This window comes from Pseudomonas sp. TE36184, from assembly GCF_054060055.1.
Map to the genome: position 1 here is coordinate 984,861 of NZ_JBSSCU010000001.1, position 26,289 is coordinate 1,011,149.

General features: G+C 57.6%; 20 protein-coding genes and 1 pseudogene. 13 read left to right on the forward strand and 8 right to left on the reverse strand.

Going from position 1 to position 26,289, the window contains the following annotated elements; all coding sequences use genetic code 11:
- Positions 1 to 483 precede the first annotated feature (483 nt).
- From ACVWZP_RS04425 to ACVWZP_RS04445, 5 genes are all read left to right on the forward strand, one after another.
- Positions 484 to 1,896, forward strand: a complete 1,413-nt coding sequence (locus ACVWZP_RS04425; RefSeq protein ID WP_324739597.1) for a TolC family outer membrane protein — start codon at positions 484 to 486, stop codon at positions 1,894 to 1,896.
- Between the two features lie 117 nt (positions 1,897 to 2,013).
- Positions 2,014 to 4,149 (forward strand): type I secretion system permease/ATPase, encoded by a 2,136-nt coding sequence (locus tag ACVWZP_RS04430; RefSeq protein ID WP_372812627.1) that lies wholly within the window; start codon positions 2,014 to 2,016, stop codon positions 4,147 to 4,149.
- Positions 4,150 to 4,173: 24 nt separating this feature from the next.
- Positions 4,174 to 5,583 carry an HlyD family type I secretion periplasmic adaptor subunit gene (locus tag ACVWZP_RS04435; RefSeq protein ID WP_457369427.1) on the forward strand — a complete coding sequence of 470 codons (1,410 nt, stop codon included), beginning with the start codon at positions 4,174 to 4,176 and terminating at the stop codon, positions 5,581 to 5,583.
- Positions 5,584 to 5,702: 119 nt separating this feature from the next.
- Positions 5,703 to 6,512, forward strand: a complete 810-nt coding sequence (locus tag ACVWZP_RS04440) for a hypothetical protein (protein WP_126585205.1) — start codon at positions 5,703 to 5,705, stop codon at positions 6,510 to 6,512.
- 54 nt (positions 6,513 to 6,566) lie between these two features.
- Entirely contained in the window at positions 6,567 to 8,387 is a 1,821-nt protein-coding gene (locus ACVWZP_RS04445) for a hypothetical protein (protein WP_457369428.1), read from the forward strand.
- A 429-nt stretch (positions 8,388 to 8,816) separates the two neighbouring features.
- On the opposite strand, the gene ACVWZP_RS04450 is transcribed toward ACVWZP_RS04445, so the two are convergent.
- The 6 genes and pseudogenes from ACVWZP_RS04450 to ACVWZP_RS04475 all read right to left on the reverse strand — a co-directional run bounded on the left by ACVWZP_RS04450 (position 8,817) and on the right by ACVWZP_RS04475 (position 14,495).
- Entirely contained in the window at positions 8,817 to 9,074 is a 258-nt protein-coding gene (locus tag ACVWZP_RS04450) for a winged helix-turn-helix domain-containing protein (protein WP_457369429.1), read from the reverse strand.
- A 315-nt stretch (positions 9,075 to 9,389) separates the two neighbouring features.
- Positions 9,390 to 11,045, reverse strand: coding sequence for a methyl-accepting chemotaxis protein (locus ACVWZP_RS04455; protein ID WP_126589490.1), 1,656 nt, complete (start codon positions 11,043 to 11,045; stop codon positions 9,390 to 9,392).
- A 575-nt stretch (positions 11,046 to 11,620) separates the two neighbouring features.
- A protein-coding gene (locus tag ACVWZP_RS04460) for an IS3 family transposase (RefSeq protein WP_457369430.1) occupies positions 11,621 to 12,840 on the reverse strand; the annotation gives its coding sequence in 2 pieces (ribosomal slippage) (positions 11,621 to 12,495 and positions 12,495 to 12,840; 1,221 coding nt in all).
- 191 nt (positions 12,841 to 13,031) lie between these two features.
- Positions 13,032 to 13,571 carry a hypothetical protein gene (locus ACVWZP_RS04465; RefSeq protein WP_457369431.1) on the reverse strand — a complete coding sequence of 180 codons (540 nt, stop codon included), beginning with the start codon at positions 13,569 to 13,571 and terminating at the stop codon, positions 13,032 to 13,034.
- Positions 13,572 to 13,590: 19 nt separating this feature from the next.
- A pseudogene (locus tag ACVWZP_RS04470) lies at positions 13,591 to 13,707 on the reverse strand (D-glutamate cyclase family protein); the annotation flags it as partial.
- A gap of 110 nt (positions 13,708 to 13,817) precedes the next feature.
- Entirely contained in the window at positions 13,818 to 14,495 is a 678-nt protein-coding gene (locus ACVWZP_RS04475) for a GntR family transcriptional regulator (RefSeq protein WP_057004201.1), read from the reverse strand.
- Positions 14,496 to 14,721: 226 nt separating this feature from the next.
- On the opposite strand from ACVWZP_RS04475, the gene ACVWZP_RS04480 reads away from it, so the two are divergent.
- The 8 genes from ACVWZP_RS04480 (at position 14,722) to ACVWZP_RS04515 (ending at position 23,981) form a co-directional block, all read left to right on the forward strand.
- Entirely contained in the window at positions 14,722 to 15,459 is a 738-nt protein-coding gene (locus ACVWZP_RS04480; RefSeq protein WP_301556156.1) for a DUF969 domain-containing protein, read from the forward strand.
- Complete coding sequence (locus ACVWZP_RS04485; protein ID WP_017846361.1) at positions 15,456 to 16,412, forward strand: DUF979 domain-containing protein; 957 nt, start codon at positions 15,456 to 15,458, stop codon at positions 16,410 to 16,412. Before ACVWZP_RS04480 ends, ACVWZP_RS04485 begins: the two co-directional genes overlap by 4 nt.
- A 15-nt stretch (positions 16,413 to 16,427) precedes the next feature.
- Complete coding sequence (locus ACVWZP_RS04490) at positions 16,428 to 17,201, forward strand: LamB/YcsF family protein (protein ID WP_057004200.1); 774 nt, start codon at positions 16,428 to 16,430, stop codon at positions 17,199 to 17,201.
- Entirely contained in the window at positions 17,201 to 18,802 is a 1,602-nt protein-coding gene (gene pxpB / locus ACVWZP_RS04495) for a 5-oxoprolinase subunit PxpB (protein WP_057004219.1), read from the forward strand. Before ACVWZP_RS04490 ends, pxpB begins: the two co-directional genes overlap by 1 nt.
- Positions 18,799 to 20,535: an acetyl/propionyl/methylcrotonyl-CoA carboxylase subunit alpha gene (locus ACVWZP_RS04500; RefSeq protein ID WP_261754637.1), complete on the forward strand. Its 1,737-nt coding sequence runs from the start codon at positions 18,799 to 18,801 to the stop codon at positions 20,533 to 20,535. Before pxpB ends, ACVWZP_RS04500 begins: the two co-directional genes overlap by 4 nt.
- A gap of 151 nt (positions 20,536 to 20,686) precedes the next feature.
- The gene (locus tag ACVWZP_RS04505) at positions 20,687 to 21,994 is read left to right on the forward strand and encodes a hypothetical protein (RefSeq protein ID WP_126589489.1); all 1,308 of its coding nucleotides are present in this window, start codon (positions 20,687 to 20,689) and stop codon (positions 21,992 to 21,994) included.
- A gap of 182 nt (positions 21,995 to 22,176) precedes the next feature.
- On the forward strand, positions 22,177 to 22,329 hold the full coding sequence (locus ACVWZP_RS04510; protein ID WP_256822162.1) for a hypothetical protein: 153 nt from the start codon (positions 22,177 to 22,179) through the stop codon (positions 22,327 to 22,329).
- A gap of 668 nt (positions 22,330 to 22,997) precedes the next feature.
- Entirely contained in the window at positions 22,998 to 23,981 is a 984-nt protein-coding gene (locus tag ACVWZP_RS04515; protein ID WP_079443908.1) for a GlxA family transcriptional regulator, read from the forward strand.
- 67 nt (positions 23,982 to 24,048) lie between these two features.
- Here the strand turns inward: ACVWZP_RS04515 and ACVWZP_RS04520 are convergent, their stop codons facing one another.
- Together ACVWZP_RS04520 and ACVWZP_RS04525 are read right to left on the reverse strand one after the other, a co-directional pair.
- The gene (locus tag ACVWZP_RS04520; RefSeq protein ID WP_457369432.1) at positions 24,049 to 25,311 is read right to left on the reverse strand and encodes an NAD(P)/FAD-dependent oxidoreductase; all 1,263 of its coding nucleotides are present in this window, start codon (positions 25,309 to 25,311) and stop codon (positions 24,049 to 24,051) included.
- Positions 25,301 to 26,248, reverse strand: a complete 948-nt coding sequence (locus tag ACVWZP_RS04525) for a dihydrodipicolinate synthase family protein (protein WP_017846348.1) — start codon at positions 26,246 to 26,248, stop codon at positions 25,301 to 25,303. The genes ACVWZP_RS04520 and ACVWZP_RS04525 overlap by 11 nt, the downstream gene beginning before the upstream one ends.
- Positions 26,249 to 26,289: the final 41 nt, after the last annotated feature.

Here is a 26,289-nt window from a genome sequence, read left to right on the forward strand (position 1 = left end):
CCTATCGCCTTAAGGCCAGAGCCAGGAGGGGGTTTCAACAAGCGAATACTAAGCCTTTTTGCGGCGTTTTCTACCTCTCGCAAAAAGGCCGAAATCGGCCAGAAGCGGTCCTTTGAAAGCGTCTACGGAATAAGGACCGATTCAAACCATTTGGCGTAAGGTGCAGGTTATGCCGCATTAAGAATCTAGTACCTCAATCGGTGACGATTACCCCGAATCAATTTGTGATGTCGAGCGCCGCAAATGGCTTACTCACTCACATCGTGAGCATCCGATTTAGGATGCACGATGGTTTACGGGCCTTCCCCCGGCCGCTTGCGTTTTTTTGGATGTGCCCTATAGATCAACGGCAAGTGATTCTTGGCAATTCGCGGATGCATGCAAACTCCAAACGGTAACAATTAACGCTCTACAATCCTTGCCGATTTGCGATACCTGTAGGCCCACGAATGCCGAGAGGCATCGTTTTGAAAATGGATTGTCATGAGTAACTGCACAAGGATTTGCTGTGTGATTGCCTGTGTATTGGGCGTTTTCAATCCAGTACTGGCCGAGGATCAGCTTCGGCGCGCAGACCTGATGAGTGTTTACCAGCAAGCAGTCATTAACGATGCAAAGCTTTCCGCCGCCCGACACGCGTTTGGTGCACAACGTGAGGCTATCCCTCAAGCGCGAGCGGGGTTACTTCCCACCCTCAGCGCTGGCGGGTCGGTGGAAGCGGTGCGACTGGAACGCGACCAACCTTCGTTGACGCGTACCCGTAATCAAAAAGTATTCCAAGCCAATTTAAATCAACCGGTGTTCCGGCTTGATCGCTGGTTTGCGCTTGAAGCATCGCGGGCAAGTACCGCTCAGGCAGAACTGGAGCTGTCGGCAAAAGAGCAGGAATTGATGTTAAGCGCTGCGCAGGCTTACTTTGAAACGCTGCGCGCGCAGGACTTATTGGCCGCATCCAAGGCTGAAGAGGTAGCGTTGCTGCGCCAGCAGCAGCAAGCGCAGGCTCGTTTGGACAATGGCGCTTCAAGCATTACCGATTTACTGGATGCGCAGGCTGCCTTCGACACGGCCACCGCTAATCGCAAGCTGGCTGAGCGAAAAGTGGAGGATGCCTTCGAGGGGCTTTCTCGACTGACGAAACAGCGCTATTCGTCCATTGAGGCGATTGCGCATCAACTTCCCATAGAAACGCCTCAGCCCAATGACTCAAATGTGTGGGTCAGCCGGGCTGTGCAACAAAATCTTGCGTTGTTGGCGAGCAACTATGCCGTCGCCGCCGCCGAGCATACGCGTAGCCAACGCAAGGCGGGTTTTGCGCCGACGCTGGATGCGGTGGTCTCCTATCGCAAGGGCGATAACGACAATTTCGGCTACAGCAATCCCACGGATTTTGGGCGTTCCGGCTATTACGGCGACGTCGCGCAACGCAGTGTGGGGCTTGAGTTGAATATTCCGCTGTACTCGGGCGGTTCTACGCGTTCCCAGGTGCGTGAAGCCACCGAGCGTTTGGCACAGAGCGAGGATGAGCGCGAAGACCAACGTCGCGAAGTCGTGCAGAACGTGCGTAATTTGCACCGCGCCGTCAACTCCGATACCGAGCAAGTGATCGCGAGGCGCCAGACCATCCTGTCCAGCCAGGCGTCTGTTAAAGCCAACCAGGTTGGGCGTGAACTGGGCTCACGCAATACGGCCGACGTGCTCAATGCCCAGCGTCAGCTCTACAACGCAGTCAGGGATTACAACAATGCACGCTACGACTACATCATCAACACGTTGAAACTCAAACAGGCCGTCGGGACGCTGAGTCCAGCCGATCTCTCCAGCCTGGCTATGTACCTGACTAAAAACTACGACGCCGATAGAGACTTTCTGCCGGTGGATGCACGAAATCAGCGTTAATCAAGGTGCACACTTCAAGCTTCCACAAGACCCCACTGTCACACAACCACCATGAATCTGGCGTAAGTGTGTGCTGCACTTTTTGATTGAACACTTTTGAACTGGCATGGATGCGCTATGAGCGAACAAGGCTCACATACGGAATTACCTGTAGACACGGGGCTGGCCTGTTTGGTGGTGCTGGCTCGCCTGCATGACATTGCGGTGAGTGCCGAGCAGTTGGCTCACGAATTTGGCCCCGAAGGTCGCTCTTGTGCAAAACAGGAATTGCTATTGGCGGCGATGAAGTCGGGCCTCAAGGCCAAGGCTATCCACACGACGACGGGGCGCCTCGACCAAACCCCACTTCCGGCGATTGCGACAGACCTTGATGGCACCTTCTTTATCATTGCCAGGGTCGACCAGGGAAAGGCGCTGATTCACGATCCCCGTCAGGCGCGTGCCGAAGTCATCGACTATGAAACGTTGCAGTTACGATGGACCGGCGAGTTGATTCTCCTGCGATCCGAAACGGGGTCGTCCAATCAACCTTCTCGGTTTGATTTCACTTGGTTTATTCCAGCCATCATCAAGTACCGCAAGTTGCTCGGTGAAGTGCTGTTGGTGTCGTTCGTACTGCAAGTGTTTGCGCTGCTGACGCCACTGTTTTTCCAGGTGGTGATGGACAAGGTATTGGTCCATAACGGGCTTACGACTCTGGACGTGGTTGCCACCGGATTACTGGGCATCATGATTTTCGAGTCGGCCTTGAGTGGCCTGCGCACTTACCTGTTTGCCCACACCGCCAGCCGCATTGATGTCGAGCTGGGTTCGCGGCTGTTCCGTCATTTGGTCAATCTGCCCTTGGCGTACTTTCAAGCTCGGCGGGTTGGGGACTCCGTTGCCAGGGTGCGGGAGCTCGAAAACATCCGCAGCTTCCTCACCGGCAACGCCATTACTGTGGTGCTCGATGTGCTGTTCTCAGTGGTGTTTATCGCGGTGATGTTCTACTACAGCGCGTGGCTGACCTTGATTGTCCTGTTGTCGCTGCCCTTGTATTTCTTGGTATCGCTGATCGTTACACCCATCCTGCGTGCGCGTTTGCAGGATAGCTTTGCACGCGGTGCGGAAAACCAGGCATTTCTGGTAGAGACCGTGAATGGCATCGATACGGTGAAATCCATGGCGGTTGAACCTCAGGTCGTCCGCAAATGGGAAGACCAGATTGCAGGCTACGTCGCCGCAGGTTTCAAGACCCAAAACCTTTCGGCGATTGCCAACGAAAGCGTGTCCTTTATTGGGAAACTGGTCACGGTGGCGACGCTTTGGATGGGCGCACGACTGGTGATTGACGGTCAATTGACGGTGGGCGCACTGATAGCGTTCAACATGATGGCCGGCAGGGTCTCCCAACCGATTATGCGTCTGGCGCAGCTCTGGACCAGCTTTCAGCAGACCGGCGTTTCTGTGCAGCGCCTGGGGGATATTCTGAACTCGCGCACGGAAATGGCTCAGGCGGCGCGCAGTGCGCTACCACCGTTGAAAGGTCATATTGAATTTGACCAAGTGCATTTCCGGTATCGGGTGGATGGCTCTGAAGTCTTGCGCGGTATCAGCGTGCAGATCGAGGCAGGGCAAGTCATTGGCGTGGTGGGGCGTTCGGGTTCTGGAAAGAGCACGCTGACGCGTTTACTCCAGCGCTTGTATGTTCCGGAACGTGGGCGAGTACTGGTCGACGGCATGGATCTGGCGTTGGCCGATGTGTCGTCGTTGCGCAGGCAGATTGGTGTGGTGCTCCAGGACAACATGCTGTTCAACCGCAGCATTCGGGAAAACATCGCACTCACAGACCCCGGTATCGCGTTGGAGTCGGTCATGCAGGCCGCACAGATGGCCGGCGCCCACGAGTTCATCCTGGAACTGCCTGAAGGCTACGACACCGTGGTCGGGGAGCACGGGGCCTCCTTGTCTGGCGGCCAGCGTCAACGAATCGCCATCGCTCGCGCGTTGATCGGCAACCCGCGCATCCTGATTTTCGACGAAGCCACCAGCGCGTTGGACTATGAGTCGGAGCGCGTCATTCAGCAGAACATGCAAAGCATTTGCGCTGGTCGCACCGTCATCATCATTGCGCATCGGCTGTCCGCAGTGCGTGACGCCCACCGCATTCTGGTGGTGGACCGCGGACAAATTGTCGAGCAGGGATCCCATGCTGAATTGTTGGCACATCAGGCAGGACATTACTCACGCCTGCACCGCATGCAACAAGGATAAAAACAGGGCAGGGAGATAGTCAGCATGGCATTGGCACTGCTACAGCGTTATCGGCAAGTCTGGAGAGAGTCCTGGGGCCAGCGCAAGAGGATGGAAACGCCCAAGCGATTACCCCATGAGCTGGCGTTTATGCCGGCCGCTTTGACCTTGCAGGACAGCCCGGCGCATCCGGCCCCGCGAGTCTTCGTCTGGGGGATCGTGCTGTTTTTTGTCCTAGCGCTTGCCTGGGCTTACTTTGGAACCATCGAAGTGGTGGCCGTCGCCCCCGGGAAAATAGTCCCCAGTGGTAAAACCAAGCTGATCCAATCCAGCGAAACTGCGGTGGTCAAGGCGATCCACGTCAGTGACGGGCAGCGTGTGCAAGTGGGTGAGGTGCTGATCGAACTGGATGCGACTTCGGCTGATACTGAGGTACGACGCACGCAGGGTGACTTATTGGCAGCGCGTATTGATCGCGCCCGTAGTACGGCGATGCTGAAGGCTATCGAGCACCAGCAAGAGCCGATGCTGGCGCGTGACAGCCTGGTGGAGGTCAGCCCCGAGCAGACGCTGAGAGCTCAACGCTGGTTGCAAGGGCAATATCAGGAGTATCGAAGCCAGTTGGCGCTGGCAGACGCTGAGATTCTGCAGCGCACTGCGGACATCCAGGCTGCGCAGGTGCAGGTGGCGAGCTTGCGTCAGGCGTTGCCGATCGCGACCCAGTTGGCTGAGGACTATCAACGCTTGCTAGCCCAGCAATATGTTGCCCGCCATGAGTACCTGCAAAAGGAACAAGCACGCTTGGATGTGTTGCGCCAACTGAGTGTGCAACAGGCCAGCGTATTGCAATCCACGGCAGCCCGGGGCGAAGCACAACGTCGACGCGAAGGCGTGGTGGCGCAGACTCGACGCGCCATGCTGGATCTGCAACAAGAGGCTGTCCAGAAGGAAGCGAGCCTGGTTCAGCTGCTGACCAAGGCCCGCTATCAAGAAACCCTTACCCAGCTCAAGGCGTCGGTAGCTGGCACTGTCCAGCAACTGGCGGTGCATACCGTGGGTGGTGTGGTAACGCCAGCGCAGGCATTGATGGTCATCGTGCCTACCGACCAGCCCGTTGAAGTGGAAGCCCTGCTGGAAAACAAGGATGTGGGTTTTGTCCACGCCGGCCAGGCGGTGACCGTCAAGGTGGAAACCTTCACCTTCACCCGTTATGGCACCGTTGAAGGGGAGGTGATCGGGGTGTCCAACGATGCGATAGACGATGAAAAACGTGGGCCCGTCTACAGCAGCCGGATTCGATTGAAAGAAGATCATTTGAATATCAAGGGCCAACGCGTTGCGCTATCGCCGGGTATGTCGGTGACGGCGGAGGTCAAGACGGATCAGCGTCGGGTGCTGGATTACTTCCTGAGCCCTTTGCGTCAGCATGTTCAGGAGAGTTTGAGAGAGCGCTAGGCGGACTATTTTCATGGATGGGGTTCGGTCTGGCGCGGTTCAAACCGTCATAGGTTCAGGCCCTCACGTTCGATGGGGTAATTGATCACGATTTGGATGGTCGGATTGGAAGAAATTTTATGCGCGTAAATCGTGTTTTTTTGCGCCGAAATATGGTCAGAATTTTCTTTTTTTTCTGGCAGGCCTTAAGGGGCGTGGCAGCTATCTTGTTGCTGGGTCTGTTGGGACTGTTGGCAGTTGCATTAGTCACTTATCTATCTGAAGTTCAAAAAAGAACCGAGGCGGCGCCAAATGTGTCTTCGGGAAACCGTCCGGGTTGGGTATGCGGGAAAATTTTGGGCACTGTGATAGAAGTACCGAGTAGTTACGTCCTATTCTGGGCTGAATATGAAGGGAAAAGCTCATGGGAAAAAGGCTTTACCGAAAATAAGAAAGGCTGTGATGCTAATTTTTCTTCGGTATCAATGGCGCTGTCTTGGCCATATCTTCTACCTGTGAGAACGAGTGAGTATACGACGACCCCCTACGGAAAATTTCAAGGTGTGGTGTTGACGCTTGAACAGATTGCTGTCAGGCATGGAGATCTTGATTATCTGATAAATAATATGCTGGAGGCCTCTGCATCTAAAGTGGAAAGTGCGGATAATTATCAGAAGGAGTTGGGGTTGTTTCTTCAGGAGAAAGATAATAAATATTTGCCCGGCGAAGTAAATGGCTACTATTGGAAGCGCAGTGCGGAGAAAGTGCCCGTAGTATTTTCCTGTCGACGATATAAAACTGAAAAGGAATTTTATGAATGCACAGGCTATTTTGTCATTGAAAAAATAGGTGCACTTGCGAAAGTTGAACTTGCTCCGAGTAAACTTAAGGACTGGCCAGCGGTTGTAGATGCCATGAACGCCTTCGTTCTCTCAAATATCAAACAGTAAAATTTAAGGTGCCGTGATGCCTCAAATATAGGTGCGCCTGTATCTGATGCTGATGTGGCACGCATTTTAAATCAGATGGCCCGTGGTTACCTTTCTGCTTTAGATAGTAAGCTTGAGACAAACGGAGGCAGTCCCATTTCTTCTGATGTCACGCACCAAGAAGCATGGGGTTTTCATACAAAAGTATTTGAAGATAATGGCCTGTCGAAGGACGCATGGACATTGAATTCTGTACTTTCGAATATCACAGAAAATACTAGGGAAAGCTATTGGCAAAATGTTCTTGATTCTGCTGGTGACATTAAAAAAGAGCTACTATTGGCTATTAATACTGTCCAGCTTATGTCGCTCGCGACCGTGGCCGGCTCTGGGGCGAATAAAGAACTTGCTCAAAGCTGGATTAACAAGGTCGACTCTCCAACTGGGTATTACAATGTTGTTACCCAATTGCTGAACAGTACGAAGGATCCTGCTCTACCCGACGCGAAGACTACGCTCGACAATATCCGTAAAATAGAGATAGAGCCAAATGGCGACATGATCTTGACGGTTCCCCTTTCATCATCTTCTGTCGGTGAGGCCACGCTGCTTTATACGAAAGATAGCGTTCAAGTCAGCGTCGCAGGTATTTCGTTGATGGAAGTACCCAAGGACTCGATCATTTCGGTCGGTAAACAAAATGTTTCCGTATCACACAGCTATGGCGACTTGTCGGCGGCCTATCGCTTGACGGCTCAAGGTGTGGTCGTCGCGTGGAAAAACGCCGAGGGTGGATTAGCGGTAGAACAGACTTACGGTTTCGATGGGCTGCCGGTAAACACTACCTGGAAGCAGAACGGTCAAACCTTCACGGGCCCCGCGCCCGATCTGGCTGCGTTTATCAGCCAGACGTCTACCCAAGCTGGCGCGCTGGTCTTGTCCCAGACCGTAGTATCCCAGCAGGCACAGACAGGCACGCTCCTGAGTACGCCTGCCGAGGGTGCGATCGCCGCTGCGGAAAATGCCCTGTCCTTGAAGGCTCTGCAGCATCGTTTGGCCCAGGAACCCTATTCTGATCGCTGGTCACCCACTGCATTGGGCGCCAGTATTCCTTTTGCACTGAGGTTGTCGAACGGCTTACAGGCGGCAATCCAGCAAGTACTGAATATCGCTCAACAGGGCTGGAGCACTTACAACGTTGGCATCGTCACCATCCTACCATTGGAGGTGTCGGGTTCTGGTCGATACCACCTGCCGCTGGTGCTAGACCTGACGGGGAGTGGCATCAAACTGCTGCCACCGTCACAAAGTAACGCAGTGTTCGATCATAACGCCGATGGGGCAAAAAGCGCGGTGGGCTGGGTCGGGGCGGACAATGGCATCCTGGTGTTTGACACCAACGGCAATGGGGCTATCGACAATGCTACCGAGTGGTTTGGTGAGTCCTTCGCGGTACCGGGAAGCAAGGCGTCGGTTGGGAAAAATGGCTTTTCAGCGCTCGCGACGCTCGCCGCTGCCGGGAGTACGGTTTTTTCTCGGGATACCGCGTTGATCAACCCTTTCACCGGCGGCAATTACTTTGACGGTGTCAAAGTATGGGTCGACGCGGATCAGAATGGCATTTCCACGCCTGAAGAATTGAAAACATTGACTTCTCTGGGTATCGCATCCATTGATCTGATATCGACGCATGACGGCCGTCAGGTGGGAGGGGGGTTAATCGATTCCACCGCCGGTTTTACGTTCACCAATGGCACACGAAGAGATATTGCCGATATTGGGTTGGCCGAGAAAACCGAGGCCGCTCAAGGGGCCGCCCCCATCAACCCAGGCACCCTGATATTTGCCGATTATGCCTCCAAAGGTTATGCGATACATTCGTGCGGGTTTATTTAGGCGTCCATGCCATGACTTTTTAATATGGACGGTTAGGAAGGTTTTATTTTGTCGAGTTTCTTCTGCTCGATCTTTCTCAACTTTAGTGCTGACTCAATTAGCGGGACTAGACTCTTATCAAGTTCGCAAAGCGTGGATTGTATTCTAAAGGCCGTAAGGTCTGCTTCTTTGTCGGGAAGCTGTATCAGCCAATGAGTTAGGTATTCAAGTGAGGTAATAATCCTCTCTTGGTTTTGGTGGGTTTTCGATAGTGCTGCTAAAATTAGATGTAACTCATGCATGTGGCCACCAATATACGTGTCTTTGTTTGACAGGGTGGATGGAGTTGTATGGTTGACTAGTTTAGTTGTTGCATGCCTAGTTGGGATATGTTGTGGGGCGAACTGTTTCGGTTTTGTACTGCCTTTTGTGTGCTCGAAAAGTTTTGGGCTAAATATGAAATATTTCTTCAAGTGGTATTACGATTTGTTTTAGATAAAATCCTTCGTTTCTTATGGATATAAATAACCGGTCTCCACGAGTTAGTTTTTTAAATTTTTTGTTCAGTCGGCTTATGCACATGCCGATGCCTTTATATGTGTTGGGGTTTTTTTCAATGCGCTCAGCAATCGAGTAGTGACTCATAGGCTGTCTAAAATTTTGTGAGAATACTGTGAGTATTTTGAATTCCATTATTGTTAAGTTCATCGAAAGTGTGCTGCTTATGATTGATCTTTCTTTTTTTTAAAAGCCATGTACATTTTTTGAGCATTTGTTATAGCCCTTGGGGTTTTGATTTAATTGCGATGACTGAACTCGGTATCTGGGAGATGGGAATAGTTTTTTGTCTATCGGCTGTACCTACGCTTTTGAGGGGTGAGTGAATTTGTATTGTTAAGAGTCAGGCAAAGATGAAGGTGAATGAAAGAGTGTCTGATTTAAATTGGTGGGTACCTGCGTCCTGCGCCTAACCGGGGGCCATTTCTCGCAGCAACGCGGCTCGCGATGAAACGGCAACAGACCCTAGAGCTGAAAGCGCGAGATGTTCTCTCGCAATGTCACGCTGGTGCGTGCCAATCCTTCGCTTTCCTGCTGAGCGCTGCGGAAGGCTGCAGCGGATTGCTCGGCGCTTTCGCTGACGGTCACGATGCCACGGCTGATCTGCTCGGCAACGGTACTCTGCTGCTCGGCGGCAGCGGCGATTTGGTGGTTCATGCCGTTGATCCGCTCGATCATGGTTACGATCGTGCTTACCGCGTCACCGGCCTCGGAAACGCCGGACACCGACTGCGCACTGGAGCGCTTGCAGCGTTGCATATGCTGCGAGGTCTCGTCGGCAATTTTCTGCAGACTGGCAATCAGCCCCTCAATCTCTGAGGTGGCCTTCTGGGTACGCTGTGCCAGGCTGCGTACCTCGTCGGCTACCACCGCGAAGCCGCGTCCGGCTTCGCCAGCACGGGCAGCTTCGATGGCTGCATTGAGGGCCAGCAGGTTGGTCTGGTCTGCCACCGACTTGATCACTTCAAGCACGCCGCCGATATTGCCGGTTTCATTCTTCAGCCGGCCCATGGCCATGTTGGACTGTTCGATTGTCTCGGCCAGCTCGCCGATCATGTTGACGGCATCTTTGGCCTTCTGCTGGCTGTACAGGGCCGCGCTATCGGCCTCGCTGGCGGCACTGGCGGCGGATTCGGCATTGCGCGCGACATCCTGCACGGTGGCGGCCATTTGGTGAACGGCGGTGACGATCTGCTCGACCTCGCACTGTGCCGTGGCCACGCTTTCGGCGTTTCTCAGGCTCGATTGGCTAAGCTCCTGGCTGGATTCGGCCACGGTCTGTGAGGACAGGTTTATGCCCTTGGTCATGTCCCGCAGGTTCTCCTGCATGCTCAGCAGGGCGGCCATTATGCTGGCTTGTGGTGGCTCAATCGTGCGCTCGCTAGCGCGCAAATCGCCCTGGGCAACCCGTTGGGCGAGCTGGTTGAGTTCACTCGGTTCGGCACCCAGCGCGCGCAGCAGGTTGCGGCTGATGACGTAGCCCAGTACCGCTGCTAGTAAGACGGCCAGCGCAGTAATGGCGAGCAGCAGGTTGCGTTGTGACAGATAGTTTGCGTCATTTTCGCTGACCTGCAGGTCTGCCTTCTGGTTGGTGTAGCGCAAGAATTCGCCAATTGCCTGGGTCAGCTCGGCCAGTAATGGTGTGCACTGCTCGCTGACCATGCGCAGGGCCTCGTCGTTTTCACCCTTGAACAGGTGTTCGGCAATGGTGTGCGCTACCGGTTTGTAGCGGCTCTCGACCTGCTCGATGGTTGAGAACAGTTCACGTGCTTTGGGCGACACATCATCATGGTTGTCAATTGCCTGGCGTAGCGCAGCGAGGCTGGTGGCCACCATTTGTTCGTTGACGGCAATCGCACCCCGCTGCTGTCCTCTCGCGGTGACATTGCTGTTCAAGGCGATGTTGCGCAGGGCAATCGCGCGCTGGGCGGCGGCGTCGTTCAGTGTGTTGGCCAGGCGGATGCGTGCATCAACGCCATTAACGTAGAGAAAAAAGTCCTTATTGCTGTTAGCCAGGGCGTACAGCGAGATGGCGGCGATCAGTAACATAAACGCGAGCAGGCTGGCATAGCCGGCATAGAGACTGGTCCGTGTAGAGAGCTGCGGAGTGCGCGATGGCATGATGTACCTGCGTAATGGGAGGAGCAATTTAGGGGCACCTGTAAGGGTATGTATTCGCCCTTGGTCCGCATCCTGCGCAGGTATTCTTTTGTTCGACGGCAACGAGTAGCGGCGTTATTTCCTGGCAGGTTGAAGCTTGTACAATCGTTCATGTTTGTACAATTATATTGGCGTGATGTCATCATGACATCACTCGATCCCGATGAACGGTCAGTAGCCTCCGGTTTCTGGCAGGCGCGATAAATAGAGGTCTGGCAGTAGTGCTGACTACTGCTCGGCGGCGATACAGCCCAAGGCCATCTTTGGGCCGATAGAATCCTGCGAGCGCTGTAAAAATGCGTAGCGCTATTTCTGTACAGGTATTTTGTATGGGGGTGAGCTAGGGCGCGCTAATTGTGAGCATGCGCTGCGCTAGGGGCTGTTGCCGTTTCATCGCGAGCCGCGTTGCTGCTAGAAATGGCTCCCGGTTATGGGGGGGCGAGTTCATTCTTAGTTGTAGCTAGAAATCTTGCCGTCTTTAATGGGCTAGGGTCGAATGTGGACTTGCCCCTACAAAACCGGACACCAACTCCCTGTTAAATTGATGCTGCCGCCAAGCGCCTGAACTCCCTCGGCGAGCGATATTTCAAAGCACTGTGCGGATGCTGCTCGTTGTAATGTTCGAAGGCAATTGCCAGGTTACGCAACGCCGTTTCCCGATCCGGTTTGGGCATGTGCGCCACGTAGTCACGCTTGATCGTCTTCACGAAGCTCTCCGCCATCCCGTTGCTCTGCGGGCTGCGAACTGGCGTGGTCACCGGCTGCAAGCCGATCTGTCGAGCAAACAGGCGTGTCTGTTCGGCGGTGTACGCCGAGCCGTTGTCGCTTAGCCATTGCACCGGCGTGGTGGGCAACTGATCACCGAAACGCTTCTCCACGCTTTCCAGCATCAAGTCGCGGATATCATCGCCGCTGTACCCGGTCGGGCTCGCAACCCAGCCGATGGCTTCGCGATCACAGCAATCGAGGGCGAAGGTCACGCTCAGTTTGGCGCCGTCCTCGCAGCGGAACTCAAAGCCGTCCGAGCACCAACGCGTATCGCTGGTTTTCACGGCAATACGGCCTTCGTGCCGACGCGGCACGCCGGGCTGTTTGAGTCGACGCTCCAGCAGCAAGTTGTGATCACGCATGACCCGGTAAACCCGCTTCACATTGATCGCGGGTAGCAACTGGGTTTCACGGGCGCGACGCAGCAATCCCCAGACTCGACGGTAGCCATAGCTGGGCAGTTCACTGACCTGTTGCTGGATTTCGGCCACCAACTCAGCGTCGTTCACAGGCCTGCTTCGCCGTGTCTTGGGCGATACCGATTGCTTGATTCGAACCGTTAATTGCGAGCGCGCCACACCGAGACATTCGCTGACCAGCTTCACTGGTCGTCCCCCGGCAACAAGGGTGAGTGCGCAATCCATTTTCGCGACCGGGCGATCTCCACGGCCTCTTTGAGGATTTCGGCTTCCATCGTTTTCTTGCCCAGCATCCGTTGCAGTTCACGGATCTGCTTGAGCGCATCGCTCAGCTCGGAGGCCGGCACCACGGCTTCGCCAGCACTGACCGCCGACAGGCTGCCGTCCTGATACAGCTTGCGCCACAGGAATAACTGGTTGGCATTGATGCCGTTGCGCCGAGCGACGACCGACACACTTTGCCCTGGCTCAAGGCTCTCGCGAACCATGGCCAGTTTTTGCTCCGGGCTCCAGCGGCGTCGCCGCTCCTGACCCAAAAGCTCCCCACTCTTATCGTTGCTGTTAGTCATAAACATAACCGTTTGCCTATCCCTTATCGTAATGGGGAAACGGTGTCCTGTCTTTCATGGGGCTCGTTCAGAATGGTTCGATTCCTGTCTCGGCCTCCACTCTTAAAACCCCCGTAGATTACCGTCTACGGGGTTTTTTATACCTGCGATTTACGATCCCTTCCGCAACGCTTCAGATGTGTTCCGCAACTTCACCGTTTTAACCGGATTACATACTGGATCACCTCTTCAAGGGTGCCTATGTCTGGAGCGTTGCTCGCTAATGCTTCTGGGCGGCACCATGGATAGTCCAGGCGGGATACCCACTCCATGATGGTGTGAAGATCGGTAGGTGGCAGGGTTTTCATATGCTCGATGGTGATAGTGAGCCGCTCGACAAGTCCCGACTCGGGATTGAACTGCCATCCATATTGACCACAACCGACTCGGACCTCGCCGGAGTTTTTATCGGACATAGCGACCAGCCATTGGCATTGGAACGTTTTGCTATCCGGCTCCGGTGGGTGTCCCAGACAAAAGGTATAGACGTTTTCGAATGTCTGGCCGAAGCGCCTGACCAGCACGTCGCCGATGGACTCAAGGCCTTCAACGTGGGGTGGAAACGAGATAGACCCCGTGTGTACCACCATCTCCAGTTGTGCATCCGGCATAAAAGCCTGGCGCAGCAGATGCGGGCGGTTACTGTCCTTGGCGTTTATGTACTGCTGAATCGACCGTTGAGCTGTGTTCATTGTTTGTCCATTGCATCCATTCGTTGTTGTTGAGGGCAGTGCCGGCATCCAGTAGCGCTTGTTCGAAGGAAAACGAGCAGCCGATGGTGAAGGCAACCAGGTCATCCTGCCACAGGGGCTCTATGTCTGGCAGTTCTTCGCTCATGCGCTAGGGCGGCAAAAATTTCTGAAGGAGCCCCGCTTGGTTAACTGTATCGACCAGTCGACCGGCTGTGTAGGGCAGATGTTGCGTGGACGTCGGAGCTTTCACCCTTCCTGGGAGGGGCGCCTCGCGTAGACGGCCAAAACAATGCGTTCGGAATGAATGAGGTATTCGAGCATTGCGTCGCGAGCTTTGGCCATCTCGTTGCGTTCAACGAGTTCAAGAATCTGAAAGTTCATATCGACGTAGGGCTCATGCAAGAACTCGGCGTCCTGCAACAGCCCAAAAGTCAGCCGTAGCTCTGCAAGTATGCGCCGGAACATGGCGTTCAAGCGTTCACTGTCCGCAAGTTCAACGACGGCCGTATGGAAGTCCATGTTAGCTGTGCCCACTGCCAGCCAGTCCCCCGCGTCCCGTGCTCGTTGGGCCTGTTCTGCCGCTGCGCGCATGTTTTTCTTCGCCGGGTGGCGTGGGTAAGCCTCTGCCAACGCCTGGCATTCGATGAGGCGTCGCACGCGGTAGATGTCGATGACAGCCGCGATGCTGGGAACCACCACGAATACCCCACGGTTGGGCTCGTGTCGTAACAGGCCGTCTTTGGCCAGCGTCCGGAATACTTCGCGCAGGGTGTTTCGCGAGATGCCGAGGTTTTCGCTGAGCACCTGCTCGGACAGCCGTTGCCCAGGTGTGAATTCGCCTTGGGTGACTTGCTGACGCAACTGTTCGGCGATCCGCTCGTTTAGCGTCTGGGCTACGAATGAAGGGGAGGCGGGAAGGGGCATCGAGCGGACTTCTGAGTGGCAGGGGCGATTGGATTCTAGCAGGTTTTGCCCTACTCGCAGTGTCGCTTTTTCCTGTAGGGCTGAAACGGATCCATATTTTGGCATGCATATTGCTTTTTATTATCTGTGTTGGATTGTTGAACAATTCTGTTGAAATGATCATTCAATCGGATGAAGATGGTTGAGTGATCTAAGAAAATAACTCAAACAACTTGGAGAAACGCCCGTGCCCACTGACATCAACTTGTGGCCCTTGCTGGGGGTCGTCGTCATCATCGTGGGCTTCGTCCTGCGCTTTAATCCCATGTTGGTCGTGATTGTCACGGCCGTCGTCACCGCCTTCGCGGCGCACTTTCCGGTCGACAGGATTCTTGCCGCCATCGGCACAGGCTTCATCAAGACACGTAACCTGCCGTTGATCATCCTGCTACCGCTGGCGGTGATTGGCTTGCTCGAGCGTTATGGTTTGCGCCAGCACGCCCAGCGATGGATCAGCAGCATCAAGTCCGCGACTGCGGGCCGCTTGCTGATTGTCTACCTTGGCGCACGCCAGATGACCGCAGCCATCGGTCTTACCAGCCTGGGCGGCCATCCACAAATGGTGCGACCGCTGCTCGCGCCAATGGCAGAAGGTGCTGCCGAAGCCCGTTTTGGGGCGCTGCCGGAGAAGGTTCGCCACAAGCTGCGAGCGTATGCCGCAGCGACCGATAACGTCGGCCTGTTCTTCGGCGAAGATATCTTCGTGGCTTTCGGCGCGATCGTGCTGATGACCACGTTCTTGCGTGAGGCGGGCATCGAAGTCGAGCCGATCCGCGTCGCGCTCTGGGGGATTCCGACAGCTATTTGCGCATTCACCATCCATGCTTGGCGCCTGCGCCGGCTTGACACTTGGTTGATGCGCGAAATGGCCGGCGGCGCCGGGGCTGCAACCGTCACAGTCGAAGGCAAGGAGTCCCGACCATGACGCTCACGATCACGCACCTGTACTATCTCGTCGGTGCCATCCTCGCCATCACCGCGGTGATGACGCTTATGGATCGCCAGCACTCAAAGCGCTATTCCAGTGCCTTTTTCTGGGGCCTTTATTCGCTCGTCTTCTTGCTCGGCGACCAGTTGCCGCCGGTCTGGGTCGGCGTCGGTGTTGTGGTGATGGCGCTGATTGCAGCCTTCGGCGGTGTCGGCATTGGCCGTCACGTGGCCCGCTCGGCGGCGGAGTACTCGGCCAGCGCCAATCTGCTGGGCAACAAGCTTTTCATCCCCGCCCTGGCGATCCCGGTCGTGACCATGATCGGCACGCTGTCGGCGAAGTACCTCGTGGTTGGCGGCATACCGCTGCTCGACCCGAAGAACACCACGATGGTAAGCCTAGGGCTGGGCTGTATGGTCGCGCTTGCGCTGGTCTGCAAGATGACGAACGAAACGCCGATGCAAGGCATCCGCGAATCGCGTCGGCTGACCGATGCGCTCGGTTGGGCGCTGGTACTGCCGCAGATGCTCGGCATGCTGGGCCTCGTATTCTCCGACGCCGGTGTGGGCAAGGCCGTGGCGCATATCACCACCAGCTACATCAACATGGATGTACGTTTCTTCGCGGTGATGGTGTACGTGGTTGGCATGGCGCTTTTCACCATCATCATGGGCAACGGTTTCGCCGCCTTCCCCGTGATGACAGGGGGAGTCGGGGTGCCAGTCCTGGTCGGCATGTACGACGGTAACCCGGCCCTTATGGCAGCCATCGGCATGCTCTCGGGTTATTGCGGCACCTTGCTTACGCCGATGGCAGCCAACTTCAATATCGTACCGGCGGCCCTACTCGAACTGCCCGACAAAAACGCGGTGATCCGCGCGCAGGTGCCCACGGCGCTGGCCTTGCTGACTTGCAATGTTTTCATCCTGTATTTCCTGATGTTTCGCTAAAGAAAAGAAAACAACATGAAGATAGACCTCAATAGTGACTTGGGTGAAAGCCTGGGCGCCTGGCGCATGGGTGACGACCACGCGATGCTCAGCATCGTGAGCAGTGCCAACGTGGCCTGCGGCTTCCACGCTGGCGACGCTGCCGGCATCCTGCGGACGCTACGTCAAGCGGCGGAGCGCGGCGTGGCAGTAGGCGCGCACGTCGCCTATCCCGACCTCGTCGGTTTCGGCCGCCGCCAAATGGACGTGGCAAGCGCCGACCTGCAGGCTGACGTGATCTACCAGATCGGCGCGCTGAAGGGGTTGGCTGCGGTGGCCGGCACGTCGGTACGATACGTCAAGCCACACGGAGCGCTCTACAACACCATCGCGCACGATAAGCGCCAGGCACACGACGTGATTGCCGCCATTCGCGCAATCGACCCGTCGCTGGTGCTGGTCGGTTTGGCCGGCTCGCCGCTACTCGGCTGGGCGCAGGCAAGCGGGCTGAGCACTGTGGCCGAAGCCTTTGCCGATCGCGCCTACATGCCGGACGGTTCGCTGGTCTCCCGCCGCGAGAAGGGCTCCGTGCTGCACGATGCGCAGGATGTTGCCGAGCGCATGCTTCGCCTGGCGACCGAGGGTGTGGTCACGGCCATTGACGGCAGCATCGTGCGCCTTAAGGCCGATTCGGTCTGCGTGCATGGTGACAGCCCCGGCGCGGTGGAGATGGCGCGGCAAGTGCGTGCGCTGCTTGAGCGTTCGGGCGTCAAGGTCGCTCCTTTCGTCGACATGGGAGTCGTACCGTGATGCGATTTCTGCCCGCTAATCTCGACGCCCTGTTGGTCGAGCTAGATGACTTGTCGCAGACGCTGGCGCTGCTTGCATCACTACAGGCCGAGCCCATCGATGGCATCGTCGAACTCGTACCGGCCGCACGCACGGTCATGGTTCACTTCCGGCCTAACACGGTGACGCATGATGAACTCGTCACGCGCATCAGCCGCCGGGACCTCACGGCGCAGATCGAGCGTGCGACCACTCGCGTGGAGATTCCGGTCTCCTACGAAGGAGAGGATCTTGACGAGGTCGCGCAGATGCTTGATCTCTCGCGCGAAGAGGTGATTCGCCGCCATACCGGCTGCGACTACACCGTTGCCTTCACTGGCTTCGCACCTGGGTTCGCCTATCTGAGCGGCGGCCACCCAAGCCTCAACGTGCCGCGTCGCACTACGCCACGCACGCGCATCCCCGCGGGCGCCGTGGGGTTGGCCGGCGCTTTCAGCGGCGTCTATCCGCAGGCCAGTCCGGGGGGGTGGCAGATCATCGGCGTGACTGCCACGCCGATGTGGGACCTAAGCCGTGACGTGCCCGCGCTGCTGCAACCGGGCTTCAAGGTACGTTTCGTCGATGTTTCAGGGCGGCAGGTTTCAGCTTTGCCAGCGCCGTCGACTGGCCCCGTCGAGGTTCCGCTCCACAATGGTCCGGCGCTTGTTGTCCGTAGCACCGGCCTGCAGGCGCTGTTCCAGGATCTCGGGCGCGAGGGTCTGGCCGGGCAGGGCGTATCCGCCTCAGGGGCGATGGATAAGGGCGCACTGCGCGCGGCCAACCGTCTGGTCGGCAATGCGAGCGACATGGCCTGCGTCGAGATCGTCTACGGTGGTTTCCAAATCACGAGCCGCGCAGACACGGTGGTGGCCTTCACCGGTGCCGATGCGCCGATCGAACTCACGCGTGCGAACGGCGCTCGATATCGTGTGCCAGGCCATGAAGCCATCGCACTTTCTGATGGCGACAGTCTATCGCTTGGCGACCCGCGTGCCGGCATCCGCAGCTACCTGGCGGTGCGCGGTGGCTTCGCGATCGCGCCCGTGCTCGGAAGTCGATCGACCGACACGCTCGCGCAGGTCGGTCCGCCGCCCATCAAAGCCGGTGACATTTTGCCGGTACCTGTGGTCACGCATGGCTCCATCGTCGGCGCGCCCGAAACGCCTCGTGCCGATCTCCCGACGACGACGCAGACCGTGGTGCTCGATGTCGTGATGGGGCCGCGCACCGACTGGTTCACACTGCAGGCCATTGCATTGTTGGCGAGCCAATTGTGGACTGTGACGCCGCAATCGAACCGCGTCGGCCTGCGTCTGGCCGGTGAAACGCCGTTGATGCGCGCACAGATCGCCGAACTGCCCAGTGAAGGCACCGTGTTGGGCGCGATTCAGGTGCCGCCAAGCGGCCAGCCCGTGCTCTTCCTTGCCGACCACCCGCTGACCGGTGGCTACCCAGTGATCGGCGCTGTCGCCCCTTACCACCTCGACCGTGCGGGGCAGATCCCCATCGGTGCGCAGGTGCGCTTCAACCCCATACGCGCGTTCACCGCGGCCCTCTCTTCCGACCTGCGAGAAACCCCATGAAGAAAGTTCTTATCGCCAACCGCGGCGAGATCGCTGTACGCATCGTGCGCGCCTGTGCCGATTATGGTGTGAAATCCGTCGCGGTGTATGCCGACGCCGACATCGACGCGATGCACGCTCGCATGGCCGATGAGGCCTACGGCCTTGACGGCCAGCGCCCGGCCGACACCTACTTGAACATCGAAAAGCTGCTCGCCGTGGCCGACCGCTGTGGCGCCGACGCGGTACACCCCGGATACGGTTTCCTTTCGGAAAGCGCAACTTTTGCCAGGGCCGTGATTGGCGCGGGCCTGAAGTGGATCGGCCCTTCGCCGGCAGCCATCGAGGCATTGGGTGACAAGGTGCAGGCGCGCAAGATCGCCCTGGCTGTCGGTGCGCCGTTGGTGGCTGGCACGTCGGAGCCCGCGCGCGATGCGCAGGAGGTCGTGGCCTTTGCCGAGAAGAACGGCCTGCCGATCGCCATCAAGGCGGCCTTTGGCGGTGGCGGCCGCGGCATGAAGGTCGCATGGCGGCTCGACGAAGTAGCCGAATTGTACGAGTCGGCGGTGCGTGAAGCGGTCACTGCTTTCGGCCGTGGCGAGTGTTTCGTTGAACAGTTCCTCGATCGGCCTCGTCATGTCGAGGCGCAGGTGATCGCCGATACGCACGGCCATGTTGTCGTGCTCGGCACGCGCGATTGCTCGTTGCAGCGGCGCAACCAGAAGCTGGTGGAAGAAGCCCCTGCGCCCTTCCTCAGTGATGAACAGCGTGAGCGCATCCATCAATCGGCGCGCGATGTGTGCGCGAAGGCAGGCTACGTCGGTGCGGGGACTGTCGAGTTTCTGTTGAGTCCTTCCGGAACAATCTCGTTTCTGGAGGTCAACACGCGCCTGCAGGTCGAGCATCCAGTGACCGAAGAGACGACGGGCATCGACCTCGTCGTCGAGCAACTGCGCATCGCCGATGGCTTGCCGCTGTCGGTCACCGAGACGCCGAAGCCGCGCGGTCATTCTTTCGAGTTTCGCATCAACGCCGAGGATGTGGGGCGCGGCTTTCTACCCGCGCCGGGGTTGGTGCATCTGTTCGAGGCACCGTCGGGGCCCGGCGTGCGCGTCGATACCGGCGTGCAGTCGGGTTCTACCGTCCCAGGTACATTCGATTCGCTGATGGCCAAGTTGATCATTACTGGCGCCACCCGTGCCCAGGCTATAGCCCGCGCGCGCCGGGCGCTGAAGGAGTTCCGAATCGAAGGGGTGCCATCGGTGCTTCCTTTTCACCGGGCGGTGATGGCACACGCCGATTTCACATCAGCCGATGCTTTCAGCGTGCATACGCGCTGGATCGAGACAGATTTTGCCGACACGCTGGCGGCCGCTGTACGGCCTGAACCGCTGTCCGATATCGCGCTGGTACGCACGGCCGTGGAGATCGATGGCCGAAGGATTGCGCTCGGGTTGCCGGCTGAACTGCTGCGCGGGCTACATTCCACTGCGCCGTCTGCTGAGCGCGAGGGGGCTGATGTGTCTTCCATTTCGACGGATGCCGCCGCCGTTGTAGCCCCGATTTCGGGCACCCTGCAGTCCTGGAACGTCGCCGACGGCGACAACGTGGCTGTGGGTGACACCCTCGCATCCATGGAGGCGATGAAGATGGAAATGCAAGTCACAGCACACCGCGCAGGACGCATCACCCTAACGGTGTCCGTGGGTTCGACCGTCGCCGCAGGCATTGCAATCGCAAAAATTGTGAGTTGATGAGAGTCGACTCGCTCGCCCTGGGCTCGGCTCAAGACGACTGAATTATTCGCTGTTGTAAATGGACGTTAACCGGCAAGAAAACAGATACGGCTTATAACGAGCTTTCAATTTTGGTTGAAGGTTGTGATTTTTTAGACGGGGTGAATAAATGATTGATGTTGCAACTCAAATGAAACGGACAGCTTTGGTTGCTTTTATGGCAGTAGCATCGGGGTGTTCGTCACCGCCAGAGCGCAGCGCTGATTCCACCAAACCTACTGAGCCACTCGCGGATTCTCACTTTCATATTTCCAACTATGCCTTCCAAGGCACAACGCTGCGCAATCTGGTAGACAACTACATGTCGACGGGTATCACGCGCTCGGTCGTGATGCCACTGCCACTGCAGCAACGATGGGACAGTTTTGAGGGGTACCAAGCAAATTCCGGAGGGGATGCGTTCGGGCCGAACTACTATATTGGGCCGAAGTCAGATCTTTATTACTATGCATTCGCCGATGCCATGTACGCCAAGGAATATCTTGAACTACCCCGGGAGTACCAAGAACGATTAGATCTCATGATCACGGGATTTAATCCCATGGATCGCTATGCCGTTCAGCATCTGAAACGGGCGATACTCACGTACCCCGGGGCATTTGTTGGGATCGGTGAGTTTACAATTCATAAAGAAGTCGTCTCCAAGAAAATCGCGGGTGAGCCAATCAGCCACACTGCCGCAGGCGATATTCCATCGGACGTTCACAGCGCTGACGAGACGATGTCCCTGACTTCAGAATCACTCTCCAGCCTTCTCCAGGAAGCTGGCGAAATAGGGCTCGTGGCGACGCTTCACAACGATGTCTATGATTCGGATGTTACACACACCGGTGAAGTAAAAGCTCTCCACCCTGAACGGAATTATGAGGCAGAACTGAAATCGCTGTGCTCAACGGCCCCCAAAACGGTCACTATTTGGGCTCATACCGGTTTGGGGCGATTCGTCAAACCTACAAAAAACCACTTGGCAATCGTTGGTCGAGTCTTGGATAGTTGCAATAATTGGCTGGTCGATATTTCTTGGGATATCGTACAGGAAACGATTCTTCATCCTGGCTCAGCAATGCCATCGACTGAAGAATGGACTGCATTTCTAGATAAATATCAGGACCGGATTCTTTGGGGCTCTGATACCGTTATTTTCGGGCGCAACAAGTTCGAGGCTCTTCCAGGTGCCGGAATGACCGTTGCCCCCGGAAAATTAATGGCCGCCCAAGACTATAAGAGTGTTTCTAACATCCTGGATCCGGTGTTTGCGACATTGTCGCCTCAGGCTGCGGCGAAGATAAAGTATGAAAACTATGTGCGCGTTTTTAACGGGGCTCGTCTAAAAGTTCGTGCGTGGGAACAGCTTCATCGAGACGCTAACGTCTGGGACATCAAAACGCCCAAGACTCCCGATCTTCGCCCTCAGTGAGTCGCACCGCTATCAGCCTATAGCGACCAGGTATTTGTAGCCTTTCCAATACATTCAATACCATCAAGTTACACGATAGGCGTGACGCACTTCATTTTGAGCGGTCTTATCCATCGAGCATTAAAGCTTGTGACTAGAGAGTGTTGTGATGAAGCTGAACAATCTAACTAAGGCGGCACTGATTGTCGCGTTGTTATCGTCCCTGTCGGGCTGCTGGATATTCATGCCGCCGGGTGGTGGTGGTGGTGGTGGTGGTGGTGGTGGTGGTGGTGGTGGTGGCCACGGTCAGGGCGGTGGCCATGGCGGTCCGGGCGGTCCCGGTCTGCGTTAAGTAACGGCTTATTGGGGCAAGCCACGCTATTCATCTTGATGAGGCGTGGCTTGCCTTTTTTTTGCCCGGCTTAAATCACAGGCAAAGAAAAGCCCGCGATGGGGAGAGCGGGCTAAAAGGTGTTTCTCTAGGAGCTGAAACAACACTAGGCGTTCACCTGTGAAAGCTTTGTGAAAGGCTTGAGCCAATGTGTCGATGGCCAGTTTGCTGGTGCTGTCGCTGTACCCGAGGCTGTTTTCGCGTTGAGTGCCGGGGCTGCGCTGACGTCAAACGGGCGAGATGGTCGCCAGCAGACCGATGCCAATGGTCAGCACCAAAAAGCCAAACAGGAAAATTGCCATCTTGGTCATAAGGCCTCCGAAGGGAAGGGGGCGGCAGGAACATTCCTGTCGCGCTCGACAAGGGTGTCGGGAGTGGCCCTATTGTCCGCCTCGATGACATTTCGATACAGGCGCAGATAGTAAAGAAAAAACCGTATCAGATGCGCGCGCAACGCTTTGGCCTGGGGGGTTGGAGAGGGCTGGGTTTATCAAGATCAGCAGGTGAGCCATGTCTTGAGGGTACGGCGCGCCACCTGAGACAGCCGCAGCATTTCCCCCTAAGATGGCGCCCACAGCCTCAACAATAAGAGAGGGCCGACCCTCGATGGAAAGACGTCAATTCAGCGGTGGCATGAAAGGCAAGAACCTGCGCTACCTCAATGAAACACCCGGCCAGCCGGCGTCGGCCACCCGCGTTGGCTTCCTGCTGCTCGAACACTTCTCCCTGCCGGCCTTCACCCAGACCCTCGACACCTTCGTCACCGCCAACCTGTTGCGCCCCGAGTTGTTCGCATCGCGCACGTTCGGCTGGGGCGACGGCGAAGTCATCAGCGACCTGGGCTTGGTGATCCGCCCGGATGCACGCCTCGACGTGGCGGCCCTGCAAACGCTGGAGTTGTTGGTGATCTGCGGCGGCTTTCGCACCGAACTCAAGGCCAGCGACGACTTCATCCACCTGCTGCGCAATGCCGCCGAGCAGGGCGTCAGCCTGGCCGGCTTGTGGAACGGCGCCTGGTTCCTCGGCCGCGCCGGCCTGTTGCAGGGCTACCGCTGCGCCATCCACCCCGAACATCGCCCGGCACTGGCGGAAGTGTCCAAGGCGGCCCACGTCACCAGCGAACCGTATGTCATCGACCGCGACCGCCTGACCGCCTCGAGTCCGTCTGGCGCTTTCCACATGGCGCTGGATTGGATCAAGGGCCTGCACGACAAGGCCTTGGTCGAAGGTATCGAAGATATCCTGGCCTTTGAGGAGTCCCGCTACCGGCGCATCAAACCGACGGAAAACATCTGCGTCAGCGCGCCGTTACGCGAGGTGGTGAAACTGATGGACGCCAACCTCGAAGAACCCTTGGAGCTCGACCAGCTCGCCGTCTACGCCGGCCGCTCCCGCCGCCAGCTCGAACGGCTGTTCAAGGAACAACTGGGCACCACGCCGCAGCGCTATTACATGGAACTGCGGGTGACCGAGGCGCGCCGGCTGTTGCAACACACTGAGTTGTCGCAGGTGGAGGTGCTGGTGGCGTGCGGGTTTGTTTCGCCGAGTCATTTCAGCAAGTGTTATAGCTCGTATTTCGGCTACAGGCCGTCGAAGGAAAAGAGGTTGGTCAAGTAGTGTGGAGGTTGTTGGATTTTTCGTGTGACGAGTCATGATCACGGAGTGCTGATTCTCATCATACGTTTCAGAACCGCGCCAACCGATACCCCTCCAACTCCGGCAAACCCGACAGCCGCGGCCGCGTCGAAGCCAGTTGCGCGATGAGCTCCGCAGTCACCGCCGCCTGCGTCAACCCCAGATGCTGATGCCCGAACGCAAGCAACACCTTGCCGTCGGCGACCCGATCGATGATCGGCAGCGAGTCCGGCAGGGAGGGCCGGAAGCCCATCCATGGCGTCGCGTCCTGTGCATTGAGGTCTTGCCGGAACAGCCCTTTGCTCAGGCGATGCAGCTGCCAGGCGCGTTGCATATTCGCCGGGCGCTCCAGGCCGGCGAATTCCACGGTGCCGGCCAGGCGCAGGCCGCCGCGCATGGGCGTCATGATGAACTTGCGCTCCAGGGAGGTGACGGCGAAGGGCAGGCGTTCATGTTCGTGGGGCAGCATCAGGTGGTAGCCGCGTTCGGTGTCGAGGGGGACGAGCTTGCCGGTCAAGGCGGCGGTGAGTTTCGCCGAGTGGGCTCCGCAGGCGATCAGCACCTGGCGTGCGGCCAATGGGCCTTGATCGGTGATCAGCGTGACGCCATGGGCGTCGACTTGCCCGCCCAGCACCTGGCGGGTGAGAAATTGCACGCCGTTGGCTGTGGCGGCGTTCACCAGTTCGCACACCACTTGATAGGGATCGAGAAAGTGCCCGGTGCCCGCAAAGAACAGCCCGCCCAGGATGTGCTCGCTCAACTGCGGCGCGGCCTTGCGAATGGTGTCAGCCGACCAGAACGCCACCGGCACGCCTTGCTGCGCCATCCGTTGCTGCAGCGCGTCGATGGCCCCTCGCGAATCCGCACGCTCGAACACCAGCAACGAGCCGTCTTCGCGCAGCAGCTCCGGCCGGTCGATGCCTTGCAGCAGGCGCTGCCATGCGCCCAGGCTGCCTTCGTTCAGTGCGCGAATGCCGGCGACCGTGCGCCGGTAGCTGGCCGGGCGCAGGTTGAGCAGCAAACGCGCAAACCAGGGCAGGGCGCGGGGCAGGTATTTCCAGTCCAGGCGCAGCGGGCCCATGGGGTCCATCAGCATCGTGGGCAAGCGCTTGAGGATCGACAGGTCGGCGATAGGGAACACTTGTTCGCTCGCCAGATGGCCGGCGTTGCCATAGGAGGCGCCCATGCCGGGGGGCTGCGCGTCGATGACGACGACCTGGCGCCCTTGACGTGCCAACTGCAAGGCACAGGCGACGCCGATGATGCCCGCGCCGACCACGGCGATGTCGGCGCTAGGGGTTTCAAGCGACATTCTGTTCCGCCGACCAGTTCGCGTACCACTGGCGGAACAGCGCGTACTGGCTTTCGGCATAACGACGCTGGGCCGCGCTGAGTTGGTCGCTTTCGTTGAAGTGCAGGGCGTAGCCATGGTCACCGTTGAGCACCATCAGGTGCTTGTAATACAGCACCAGATCGCAGCCTTCGTCGAACGATGACAGCACCGCCAGCGCGGCCTCCAGCTCAAGGGCCTGGCGACGTGCCTTGGCATCGCCCTTGGCGGCTTGCTTGCTCAGCGCCACCAGTTGCAGCACTTCCCGAGGTAGGGCGTTGCCGACGCCGGTGATAGCGCCGGTCGCGTTGCAGTTGACGAAGCCGTGTACCACCTGGGTATCGACGCCGACCATCAAACTCACGTTATCGTCCTGGGAGGTGATGTGTTCGGCGGCGTAGCGCAGGTCGGCGGCGCCGCCGAACTCTTTGAAGCCGATCAGGTTCGGGTGCTCGCGGCGCAGCTCGAAAAACAGCTCGGCGCGGGTGGCGAAGCCGTAGTAGGGGCTGTTGTAGATCACCGCCGGCAGGTGGGGCGCAGCGTCGAGGATCGCGGCGAAGTGGGCCTTTTGCGCGGTGGCCGAAGCGCCACGGGACAGCACGCGGGGAATCACCATCAACCCCTGGGCGCCGACCTTGGCCGCATGCGCCGCGTGGGACACCGCTTCACGGCTGTTGACCGCGCCGGTGCCGACGATGGTCGGCACGCCGGCGGCGGCCAGGCGCGCCACGCCCTCCTGGCGCTGGGCTTCGGTGAGCAACGGCCAATCGCCCATGGAGCCGCAATAGACCACGGCGCTCATGCCGATATCGATCAATTCGCGGCCCTTGGCGACGAGGGCGTCGAAGTCCGGCTTGCGCGCGGCGGTACACGGGGTCATCAGTGCGGGAATGCAGCCGGTGAAGATGGTGTCGCTCATTGGGCTAACTCCTTGGAATATTCAGTCAAACCATGCAGGGC